Here is an 11,187-nt window from a genome sequence, read left to right on the forward strand (position 1 = left end):
AACTTAATGAATATAACATATCTCATTTTAGCCCATAGGTATCCTGAACAGCTGTTCAGGTTGGTAGAAAGGTTAAATGACGAAGGCGTCAATTTTTTGATCCATATAGATAAAAAAGTAAAAGATCCTGAATATCAGTATGTTTTAAATAAATTAGCACCTTTAAAAAATGTTACTTTTATAAAGCGCTATACCTGCTATTGGGGTGGGTATGGTATAGTTCAAGCTACTTTCCAAGGAATAAGGGAGGCCTTAGAAGGAAATATTCCCTTTGACTATCTTTGCCTGATGAGCGGACAGGATTACCCGATCAAAACAAATCATTATATCCGTGAATATTTTAAAAAACATAAAGGAAAATCATTCATTAATACCCGCTCTTTTCCTGTATCATTGTGGCATTATCATAATGGGGGATATGACAGGATACAAAATTGGTATTTCATTAATGCTAGAAATCAATATGGTTTCCCAAATAAGTTGTTCAATAAACTCCCTAGACTTTCGAAATTTATCAGTCGTACAATAGGTAGATGTGTGCCAGAGAGAAAATGGCCCTCTAGGTATAAACCATTTGGCGGTGCGCAGTTTTGGGCATTAGATAAAAAACATGTGTCCTATATAGGAGATCATATCCACCAAAACCCTGCTTATTTTAAATTTTTTAAACATGTACTGGTACCTGATGAAATATTATTTCAGACCATTATGGGAAATTATTCCCATTCAAAGGAAGAAATCATTAATGATACGCTCCATTTTTTGGAATGGCGGAGGCCGGGAGCTGTCCTGACTCGAGTTGATCAGGATAATATCATTCAGACTTCTCATTTATTTGCTAGAAAGTTTGATGAGAATGTAGACCCTACTGTATTGGATTGGATCGATAGGGAAATCTTAAATTTAAACAATTAAGGTATTTTTTGTAAGATATTTGGTAAAAGGAATTGAGAATAAAAATCATTTTTGTATATTTGAAAACCATTTTAGATAATATAAGATTTACAATTCATTAAGATGTTATTATCTATGCGGTAAAGTTAAATTATATAACCAAATAAAAATCTTTAGAATGATTAAGAATTTACAGTTTATTTCCTTAATGTTATGTGCAGCATTTTTTATAAGCTGTTCTGAGGATGAGGACATTCTTCCCGGTGGTGAAGATATTATAGAAGAGGTAGGAAATACCGATAGACCGAAAGACAATTCAGGCATCCAAGTATTTACTGACAACAATTATTACTGGCAGTATAATGGGGTACCGCTATTATTATTAGGTGGGGCCAAAGAGGATAATATATTCAATTTTCAGGAAGGGTTAGTGGACTATTTGGATCAGCTGGAGGCCAATGGGGGAAATTATATTAAAAATATGATGAGCAGCCGAACTCCAGGCAATGTATATCCATTTCTAAAAAATGCAGATGGTTTATATGATTTATCTCAGTGGAATCCTGAATACTGGAACAGGCTGGATAGGTTTTTAAGTTTATGTGCAGAAAGAGATATAGTCGTACAGCTCATTATATGGGACATGTGGGATTATTTCCGTACTGATGCTGACCTTGGCTATGGGGCCAATAATTTGGGATGGGAAAGCAATCCATTTAACCCAGCGCTAAATTCAAATTATACATCACAAGAAACTGGCCTGGCTACTGACATCGGTTTTTATCCTTCCAACAGACCTACATCACACAAGTTTTTCAAAACAGTGCCTAACCTAGAGGATATTACTTCTGTCAGGGGATACCAGGAAGCGTTTGTGAAGAAAATAATGGAAATCTCTTTGCCTTATAAAAATATACTTTATTGTATAAATAATGATATGGGTGAGGATATGGAATGGAGTAAATACTGGTCAGCATTTATTCGTAATGAGGCGGATAAAATTCAGAAGAAAATTTATATCACAGATATGCACAGAAGTGCAAATCTTTCTTCAACTGAACAGATAGAAATCTTAACTGACCGTAAGCATTTTGATTTTTTTGAAGCATCCCAAAATAATTTAAATAGTGGTGATGAACATTACAATAGGATTATTAATGCCCGAAATAGGATCAAAGATAATCCAGTACCGTTTAGCAACAGTAAAATATATGGCGGTGATGCCCCCTGGTCTGATGGGGTGGATCAAAGCATCCAAAGGTTCTGGAAGACGATCTTTGCCGGCAGCGCAGCTACCAACTTTCATAAGGAAGGTCCGTATACCAATGCATTTTCTATGGGATTTAATGAGCAGGGAAAAGCACAGATAAAGCACATGAGAATGTTTGCCGATGCTATGAATTCATTTAGTCCTGTACCTACTAATAATTTATTAAGTAACAGGTCTGCAAATGAAGCATTTTGCCTTTCTCATCAAAACAATCAGTATGCTGTCTATTTTCCTGATGGAGGTAATGTGGTCCTTAATTTACAGCAGGCTAATGGAAGTTATACGATGAAATGGTTTGACGTGATAAATGGTACCTGGTCAGCTGAAACCGAAGTTCAAGGTGCCAGAGATGTCGAATTGACTGCACCTGGTACAGGTCACTGGGCAGTATTGCTAAAAAGAAAAATATAAAAATTTAATCCAATGCTTCCCTACGCAAGGAAGCATTGGACTTTAAATTCATTTAATATTCTTTTCTATTTCATCCCTTGGAAATGAAGAAAACATTAATTACCGGTTCTACTGGATTTGTAGGTATTAATCTTATTAAATATTTAGCAATAAATGCTGAAGCCTCACTGCTTTTTGTGAATAGAAAAAATGTATACGGTGGGGAAAATTCTTATACTTATACTGATTTTTTCAATGGAGATGTGTCTGCTCACCATTATATCCATCTGGCAGGGAAAGCTCACGATCTTAAACAAACATCGGATGACGAAGAATATTTTAAAGTAAATTTTGAGCTGACAAAATCCATTTTTGACAGATTTTTAAAGGATAGGGAAGCTGAAACATTTATTTATATAAGTTCGGTAAAAGCTGCTAAAGACAGTATAAATGAAGTGCTGACAGAAGATGCCTTACCTGATCCAAAAACTGCCTATGGGAGGTCAAAACGAAAAGCAGAAGAATATTTGATGAATAATGTCCCCGCTGATAAAAATGTATATATTCTTCGGCCGTGTATGATTCATGGACCTTCTAATAAAGGAAATCTAAATCTTCTTTATAATATGATCTCAAAAGGTATACCTTATCCTTTAGGTGCATTCGAAAATAAAAGATCTTTTCTAAGCATAGAAAATCTGTGTTTCCTGATTCATCAGCTCATTAAGCGACCAATAGAATCAGGTATCTATAATGTAGCGGATGATAAGCCGATCAGCACTAACGAACTTGTCAAATTGATGGGGGATTCTATGGGTAAAAAAGCTACAATTTTAACATTGCCCAAAAAAGTAATATTAGGTTTGGTAAGAATGGGTGATGTTTTTAGATTGCCTATAAATTCAGAGCGCCTACAAAAGCTCACAGAAGATTATGTGGTGTCCAATAAAAAATTATTGGAAAATATGACTGTAGAATTACCGCTCTCGAGTAATGAAGGTCTCAGGCAAACGTTTAATTCTTTTAAGAAATGATGATATATGTACTTTTATTTTTAGGTTTTCTCTTAGTAGAGTTAATTTATTTTAAGATTGCTGAACGGTATAATATATTAGACAAACCCAATGAACGTTCATCTCATAAAATTCTGACCATACGGGGTGGGGGGGTGATTTTTCCGATAAGCTTGGTAGTAGCTCTGGCCCTAGGTCAGGTCACATGGATATTGGCAGCAGTAGTTGGTATCATAGCTTTAGTGAGTTTTATAGATGACATGTATTCATTAAGTCAGGGTCCCCGAGCTGCTATTCAGGTTCTTGGATCACTGCTTTTGTTTTATGATTTGGATCTATTCGAAGTCCATTGGATATTTATTGTCATCTCATTAATCCTATTGATAGGGTGGATCAATGCTTTTAATTTTATGGATGGGATAAATGGGATATCAGTACTATATACCCTTGTAACCCTTTATTCATTCTCATTAATACCTGTTAATCATGTGCATACTGACCTTTACATCACTCTTGCTTTAGCTTCGGCAGTATTTGCTCTATTTAATCTGAGGATAAAAGCCAAGGCATTTTTAGGTGATGTGGGAAGTATAAGTTTAGCCATTATTCTAGGATATTTTATGATATATACCATACTGAATACAGGCGGTAATTTTTACTATTTGCTATTCTTTTCCGTATATGGTGTGGATGCAGTTATTACCATTCTTGTTAGGATCATTAACAAAGAAAACATTTTTGAACCACATCGATCGCACTTATATCAGTTTTTAGCAAATGAAATTAAAGTGAACCATTTGGTAGTCTCAGCATGCTATGCGGCAGTCCAGTTAGCGATCAATCTGGTTTTTATACATTTTGTGGGCTTCGAAAATCTGAGCTGGTTTGAATTTTTGGTTTCTCTCATTATCATAGCAGGTATTTATTTTGCTATTCGCCTGAGAGTAATAAAACAAATGTCTGTACTTTAAATCTCTGTAAAGATTTATCCATAAGCCAAGATTATAAAGGAAGTATATCAATCTTCAGTTCAAGCGCTACTTTATATATTAAATTTTATTTGAGACTACTATAAAAGATAAAATGATATCTGTAATTATGCCCGTCTATAATGGCGGTAAACACCTAAAAGAAGCCATTGAATCCATTCTTAATCAAACCTATTCTGATTTTGAATTTTTCATCATTAATGATGGATCCTCAGACCAGTCGGAAGAAATAATCTTATCCTATGCTGATACACGGATCAGGTATGTGCTCAATGAGAAAAACCTAGGTATAGTTAAGACACTGAATAGAGGGATAGAGTTGTCCACGGCTAAATATATAGTGAGAATGGATGCAGACGATATATCACTTCCCCATCGATTGGAGAGACAGGTAGCATTTATGGAAACCAATCCGGAACTGGTAGCTAGCGGAACCAACATCCTCCGATTTTATAATGATGATATCAGCAGAACCAATCCATCTATGGTAGATTTAGATGATGGTTCCCTGAGGATAAAATCTATTTTTTATACTGCATTCTGGCATCCTACTATGATCATACGAAATGATGTTTTAAAGGCCCATAATTTAAGTTATAGAGCTGATTTTAAATATTCCCAAGATAAGGCACTATGGATAGCCCTTTCTTTACATGGAGCTATAGCAAATTTAGAAGAAGCACTTTTATATTATAGGGTCCATGAAAACCAGGTATCTACCAAGCATTTTGCAGAACAGTACGTCATCAGTATGGCCATTACCAGAGAGGCCCTCATTAATTTGGGCGTACCAATGGACAGGTTCAATAATAAGACTATCGGGTTTATCGCCTATCCCCAACGTTGTTATGACGTAAAGGAATTATATGAGGTGGATAAGTTTATTGCTGAAATAGTGACAGCTTTACATATGGATCCAAAATATGATCAGGAAACCGTGCTCAGGTTTCTCAAAGAACAGCTGATTAAGACGCTGCATAAATCTTTAAATATAGGTATGTCTTTGCTTTATTTCATTCATAGGAGTAACTTTTTGAACATTCAGGATTTTGATCTGAAATTTTTCGTCAAAGCTATCCTGAAAAGAAATACCAAATCGAGTGTCTGAAAAAATAAAATCTGGCTCTGCGGTCCTATGGATGTCAGTATCGTTTGTCTGTATCTGATTAACTAATGCCTGAAATTAAATGATAGCTTCAACTTCATTAAATTTAATTCTAATAGTTTTCTGAACTATCATTAATTTTACCCCTTTCATTAAATGAGTATTATGAGCAACCCACTAGTGTCTGTGGTAATCCCTTCCTATAACCACGCTATCTATCTATCCAAGGCCATAAAAAGTGTAAAAAACCAATCTTATACTAATGTAGAAGTTATAGTAATGGATGACGGTTCTACCGATCACACCAAGCAGGTGGTTGCTGATTTTGAAAATGTAGTATATCTGTATCAGCAAAATGCCGGACTTTCAGCGGCCAGAAATAATGCTATACCTCATTGTAAAGGTGAATTTGTTTTATTTTTGGATGCTGATGACTGGCTTTATCCAGAGGCTCTGAACCATCATCTCCGATATCTGTTAAAGGATCCGGAGCTTTATTTTGTTTCTGGAAGCCATATGAAGATATTCGTAGATCGAAATATCTTAATCCAAAAGGCTGATTATGACATTACCGAAGACCACTTTTTATATATATTACAGCATCATTACATCTCCCATCCCGCTTCAGTTCTGTTTAGAAGAAAAGCTTTGGATACCTATATTTTTGATATTAACTATAAGTCTTGTCAGGATTTTGCCATTTATTTGGCTATATCTAAAAACCATAAAGTATTACATCATAGTCATCTGGTGTCTGCATATCGCTTACACTCATCTAATATGTCTTCTAATTATGTTCTTATGCTCAATGAGCTATTAGATATATTGGATAAGTACAAACTTGATCTTCATTCTGAGAATGAATTGAAAGCTTATACAGAAGGCAGAAAAATGTTCATTAAATTTTATACAAAATCTCTTTATTGGGACAAACTGAGAAGATTTAAAATTAAAGGAACCAATGAAGAGGTGGGTATTCTGAGAAAGCATAACCCTTCATTATATATCAGGTATTTGGTCAATTATATATTAAAAAGATAGTTTTGTCTTAGGCTATAAATATCATTGCCAAATAAAACTGAAATTTTTTCCAGCATGGTCTTAAACACTTAATATGGTAATGAAATCATCGTCAATAGCAAATGATAGGTGCGAAAGAGGGTGATAAATATCTCTTGATGGTAAAGTGAAGCTGAAACAACCTGTCGTTTGCATTATTTATAATGTTATTTCCATCAAAACGATCAGTAAATAGATACATATAAGTGGCTTGTAGTCCTATATCCCAGTTAGGATGGATTTTTTTATTTACCCCTATCCTTATAGGTACATATCCCGTCACCCTGTTTTCTCTTACGTATGTTCTATTGATATCTCCATCGTTAACAAATTCAGAATCCGGTACTCTTAATGTGATATATTGATTTACCCCGGTGGTGGCTATAATCCCCAAACCTACGCCTCCATAAATTTGTAGGGAAGGTCGCCAAATATGGGAGTCAGATTTCCAGATATTAAACTGTGGCATGATATCTAAAAAGCCTGAAAAGTTTTTGTAGCTGATAGCCTGGTCTACATCTACAAATGGATTTAAGGATGCCACAGAAGTGAATCTATGATTGCTTTCTGATGACTGAAATCCCCCAGTGGTCACCAAAGAGAAATGAGGCCTTAATTGCTGGCTAAAAGCAATAAATCCACTTGGAAGTAAAACTGATGGTAGCGATGCATCATGATAGCTAAAATCTGTTATAGCTACAGATGGTCCTAAACCAAAAATTACCTGTCTATCTCTAGGGGTAAGGTCTTTGTAAAAATTCTGACCATATAAGGGGGCACTGATACTGCTGTATATAAAAAAAACAACAAAAATACTAATAATCCTTATATGCGTGCTTTTCATAGGAAGGTTGATTTTGCAATAGATATGCCAACTATAAAAGTTGATACGACAAAACAGCTGATTTTGCTAATTTTGCTGTTTAAACATAGTTTTTTTTCATTTAATAATAAAAAAATGCTATTTAATTTTTTGGTATGTACTTTGTAAAGTACCTTTGTAAATCAATATGAGGGGGACTTGGTTAGTCCTATTGTTTAATATCTTTAATATCATCCAAAAAAGAAATCATGGCATTTTTAAAAAATATTAATATTCTTCCTAGATGGGTAATAGCAGCCTTGGATACAACTATATTGTTTTATTCAGTAATCTTTGCCTATTTATTAAGACTTAATTTTGAATGGTCAGAAATTGGCAATTATTATTTTCTAGAAAGTAGTCTGTTTTTCACCTTTACTGGGGTAATTATCATGCTGATCACTAGAAGTTATCAAGGCATAGTAAGGCATACGGGGGTTAAAGATGCTTTTGTCATAGCTAGGACGATATTGTTTACTTTTTTGATCGTAGCACTGGTAGATTTTAGTTACGAACATATACTCAATAAATACTCGATAATGCCCCTCACGGTTATCATTATCGCATCTATTATTTCATTATCGCTACTTGTTTTTTATCGTCTGATGGTAAAAGAAATTTTTGGGTTTGCTAAAAACAAAACAAGGGAATTTGAAAATGTAGTCATTTTCGGAGCTGGTGAAGCCGGAATGTTGGCCCATGAAGTATTGATGAATGATACTAAAATCAATAAAAAGGTAATAGCATTTATAGATGATGATGCTAAAAAAGCAGGGAAATTCCTTGGTGGGTCTAAAATATATGGTAATATTCAGGATCTTGAATTTTTGTCTTTTAAATATAACGTAAAGGAATTAATTATATCCACACAGGATATACCCAGCAAAAGAAAAAGAGAAATTATTGATGAATGTCTGCGACTGGATATTCATTCCAGCATCATTCCTCCTATAGATGAATGGATGAGCGGAGGTTTAAACGCTGGTGGTATAAGAGAAGTGAAAATAGAGGATTTATTGTCCAGAGACTCTATCTCATTGGACAGCACCCACGTAAGCGAAGAGTTAGCAGGTAAAGTAGTGCTGGTAACTGGCGCAGGAGGTTCTATAGGTAGTGAAATAGCTAAACAGGTAGCACATTATAATCCTAAACTACTTATCATGTTAGATCAGGCGGAGTCTGCACTGTATGAAATCAACCACGAGATATTATCGCTAAATCTAGACGTAGATGTTATAGCCATATTAGCGGATATCAGAAAAGTAAAAAACCTTTCAGATATATTTAAAAAATATAATCCCCAGATTGTTTTCCATGCAGCAGCTTATAAGCATGTTCCGATGATGGAATCCTATCCAGAAGAGGCTGTTAAATGTAACATATTGGGTACACGTAATTTAGCTGACTTATCTGTGGAATATAAGGCAGAAAAATTTGTCATGATCAGTACTGATAAAGCAGTCAATCCTACAAATGTAATGGGGGCATCAAAAAGGATAGCAGAAATGTATGTCCAATCCCTCAATGATTTTATTTCAGGAATGAGTAAAGGAAATACAAAGTTTATTACAACTAGATTTGGAAATGTATTGGGATCCAACGGGTCGGTCATACCATTATTCAAGCGTCAAATTGAAAAAGGTGGGCCAGTAACTGTAACTCACCCGGATATCACACGTTATTTCATGACTATCCCGGAAGCATGTCAGCTAGTACTTGAAGCTGGTGTAATGGGAAATGGAGGAGAGATTTTTGTATTTGATATGGGAGAGCCTGTAAAAATAGTAGACTTGGCTAGAAAAATGATTCAGTTGAGTGGCAAAAAAGTAGATCAGGATATTAAAATAACATATTCGGGACTTCGCCAGGGTGAAAAGTTATACGAAGAGTTATTGAACAATGAGGAGGAAGTTAAGGAAACCCATCATCCTAAGATTATGATTGCAAAAGTCTCTAAGGTATCCTTTGAAGATATTCATGAGCAACTTGAGCTTTTTAATGGTCTGTTAAATAAATCCTCTGATGTATCACTGGTCAGCCACATGAAGACTATTGTTCCTGAATTTATTAGTAATTCATCAAGGTTTAACTTTTTAGACAGTAGAAAAGAAGCAATGACGCGATAATATTATTGAACCTATATAAAAGTAACAAAAAAAGAAGCTTTAAGCTTCTTTTTTTGTTACTGTGAAAGGATTTTTGCAATACGAAAATCATCTTCGTCTACTTCCTTATCATCTACTATAGCCTTTTTTATAGGAGTATATACAATTTTGTTATTGATAACGCCTACCATTACATCAGCTTTACCATTGATCAGCCCTTCTACGGCAGCCACGCCTAGTTTACTGGCTAAGGTCCTGTCAAAAGAAGTAGGTGAGCCACCCCGCTGAAGATGCCCCAATATAGTGACCCGGATATCATAATTAGGGAGAAATTTTTTAACCTTTTGTGAAATCTCAAGGGCACCACCGCTTTTTCCCCCTTCAGCTACGATGACTATATTGGATTGTTTTTTAGCTTTTGCTCTAGATTTTAATCTTTCGATTAGGGTCTCTATGGGCATTTTTCGTTCAGGAATAAGCGTAGCTGCCGCTCCGCTACCTATGCCGGCATTGACAGCAATAAATCCGGCATCTCTTCCCATTACCTCTACAAAAAACAATCTGTCATGGGACACAGCTGTATCTCGAATTTTGTCAATAGCTTGGATGGCGGTATTGCAGGCAGTATCATACCCTATAGTGCTATCAGTTCCTGAAAGATCATTATCGATAGTTCCTGGTATACCTATAGAGGGTATGCCGAATTCTTTGTAGAATAGATGTGCACCAGTAAGTGAACCATCTCCTCCGATTACTACCAGAGCATTTATATTATGGGCGGTCAGGTTATCATAAGCTTTTTTTCTGCCTTCTGGAGTACGAAATTCAGCACTTCGGGCGGATTTAAGAAAAGTGCCGCCTCTCTCCAGGATATAGCCTACATTTATATTTTCCAGCTTTTTTATATCATTTTGGATCATGCCTTCATAGCCCCTATATATCCCGTATACTTCAAGATTATAGTACTTGGCAGATCTTACTACTGCCCTAATGGCAGCATTCATCCCAGGTGCATCCCCACCTGATGTGAATACTCCTATTCTAGTGATTGGATTATTGCTCATATGTAGGGGTAGTGGTTATTTGTTGAATCATTAATTCTGCTGATGCCAGATTAGTGGCCAAAGGTATATGGTGTACATCACATATCCTCATGAGCATCTGTACATCAGGTTCGTGTGGATGTTTTGCAAGAGGATCTCTAAAAAAGATCACCAGGTCTAATTCTTTTTGGGCAGCTAAAGCCGCTATTTGGGCATCTCCTCCAAGTGGTCCGGATAGTAGCTTTTGAACTTTAAACCCAGCTTTCTCTATATGTAAGCCGGTAGTGCCAGTGGCTACCAGTGCTATATGGTTACCCTGCAGCTTATCCTTATATCCACTAAGAAAATGTACCATGTCGGCTTTTTTACCATCATGGGCGATTAAAGCAATTTTCATAAATAAGTTTCTTCTAATAGGTTTGAAGTCTAAAGTTATAAAAATCCCAGTAGGTATTGC

The 11,187-nt window shown here is 35.5% G+C and carries 10 protein-coding genes; 7 read left to right on the plus strand and 3 right to left on the minus strand.

All coding sequences use genetic code 11. The features are described from left to right. The first annotated feature begins 6 nt into the window (after positions 1-6). The 6 genes from EL17_RS18185 (at position 7) to EL17_RS18210 (ending at position 6,702) form a co-directional block, all read left to right on the plus strand. Positions 7-915, plus strand: a complete 909-nt coding sequence (locus EL17_RS18185; RefSeq protein ID WP_035077260.1) for a beta-1,6-N-acetylglucosaminyltransferase — start codon at positions 7-9, stop codon at positions 913-915. A gap of 157 nt (positions 916-1,072) precedes the next feature. Next, a complete protein-coding gene (locus EL17_RS18190) occupies positions 1,073-2,575 on the plus strand; it encodes a putative collagen-binding domain-containing protein (RefSeq protein ID WP_084166260.1) in 1,503 nt (500 codons plus the stop codon). Positions 2,576-2,658: 83 nt separating this feature from the next. Further along, positions 2,659-3,588, plus strand: coding sequence for an NAD-dependent epimerase/dehydratase family protein (locus tag EL17_RS18195; RefSeq protein ID WP_035077265.1), 930 nt, complete (start codon positions 2,659-2,661; stop codon positions 3,586-3,588). Next, entirely contained in the window at positions 3,585-4,538 is a 954-nt protein-coding gene (locus EL17_RS18200; RefSeq protein WP_205623580.1) for an MraY family glycosyltransferase, read from the plus strand. Before EL17_RS18195 ends, EL17_RS18200 begins: the two co-directional genes overlap by 4 nt. A 112-nt stretch (positions 4,539-4,650) precedes the next feature. Further along, entirely contained in the window at positions 4,651-5,664 is a 1,014-nt protein-coding gene (locus EL17_RS22805) for a glycosyltransferase family 2 protein (RefSeq protein ID WP_051720124.1), read from the plus strand. A gap of 162 nt (positions 5,665-5,826) precedes the next feature. Continuing rightward, entirely contained in the window at positions 5,827-6,702 is an 876-nt protein-coding gene (locus EL17_RS18210; RefSeq protein WP_051720126.1) for a glycosyltransferase family 2 protein, read from the plus strand. Positions 6,703-6,793: 91 nt separating this feature from the next. Here EL17_RS18210 and EL17_RS18215 read toward each other — a convergent pair whose 3' ends face one another. Next, positions 6,794-7,564 (minus strand): hypothetical protein, encoded by a 771-nt coding sequence (locus tag EL17_RS18215; protein ID WP_035077267.1) that lies wholly within the window; start codon positions 7,562-7,564, stop codon positions 6,794-6,796. A 227-nt stretch (positions 7,565-7,791) separates the two neighbouring features. On the opposite strand from EL17_RS18215, the gene EL17_RS18220 reads away from it, so the two are divergent. Beyond that, complete coding sequence (locus EL17_RS18220; protein ID WP_035077269.1) at positions 7,792-9,708, plus strand: polysaccharide biosynthesis protein; 1,917 nt, start codon at positions 7,792-7,794, stop codon at positions 9,706-9,708. A 56-nt stretch (positions 9,709-9,764) separates the two neighbouring features. On the opposite strand, the gene pfkA is transcribed toward EL17_RS18220, so the two are convergent. After that, a complete protein-coding gene (pfkA, locus tag EL17_RS18225) occupies positions 9,765-10,751 on the minus strand; it encodes a 6-phosphofructokinase (protein ID WP_035077270.1) in 987 nt (328 codons plus the stop codon). Next, the gene (locus tag EL17_RS18230; protein ID WP_035077272.1) at positions 10,741-11,127 is read right to left on the minus strand and encodes a methylglyoxal synthase; all 387 of its coding nucleotides are present in this window, start codon (positions 11,125-11,127) and stop codon (positions 10,741-10,743) included. Before EL17_RS18230 ends, pfkA begins: the two co-directional genes overlap by 11 nt. Between the last annotated feature and the right edge of the window lie 60 nt (positions 11,128-11,187).

Source organism: Anditalea andensis, from assembly GCF_000714815.1.
Classification (GTDB): Bacteria; Bacteroidota; Bacteroidia; order Cytophagales; family Cyclobacteriaceae; genus Anditalea; species Anditalea andensis.

Excerpts from the sequence above, each read along its gene's own strand:
- EL17_RS18185 (WP_035077260.1), top strand. The coding sequence starts at position 7 with ATGAATATAACATATCTCATTTTAGCCCATAGGTATCCTGAACAGCTG.
- EL17_RS18190 (WP_084166260.1), top strand. The coding sequence starts at position 1,073 with ATGATTAAGAATTTACAGTTTATTTCCTTAATGTTATGTGCAGCATTT.
- EL17_RS18195 (WP_035077265.1), top strand. The coding sequence starts at position 2,659 with ATGAAGAAAACATTAATTACCGGTTCTACTGGATTTGTAGGTATTAAT.
- EL17_RS18200 (WP_205623580.1), top strand. The coding sequence starts at position 3,585 with ATGATGATATATGTACTTTTATTTTTAGGTTTTCTCTTAGTAGAGTTA.
- EL17_RS22805 (WP_051720124.1), top strand. The coding sequence starts at position 4,651 with ATGATATCTGTAATTATGCCCGTCTATAATGGCGGTAAACACCTAAAA.
- EL17_RS18210 (WP_051720126.1), top strand. The coding sequence starts at position 5,827 with ATGAGCAACCCACTAGTGTCTGTGGTAATCCCTTCCTATAACCACGCT.
- EL17_RS18215 (WP_035077267.1), bottom strand. The coding sequence starts at position 7,564 with ATGAAAAGCACGCATATAAGGATTATTAGTATTTTTGTTGTTTTTTTT.
- EL17_RS18220 (WP_035077269.1), top strand. The coding sequence starts at position 7,792 with ATGGCATTTTTAAAAAATATTAATATTCTTCCTAGATGGGTAATAGCA.
- pfkA (WP_035077270.1), bottom strand. The coding sequence starts at position 10,751 with ATGAGCAATAATCCAATCACTAGAATAGGAGTATTCACATCAGGTGGG.
- EL17_RS18230 (WP_035077272.1), bottom strand. The coding sequence starts at position 11,127 with ATGAAAATTGCTTTAATCGCCCATGATGGTAAAAAAGCCGACATGGTA.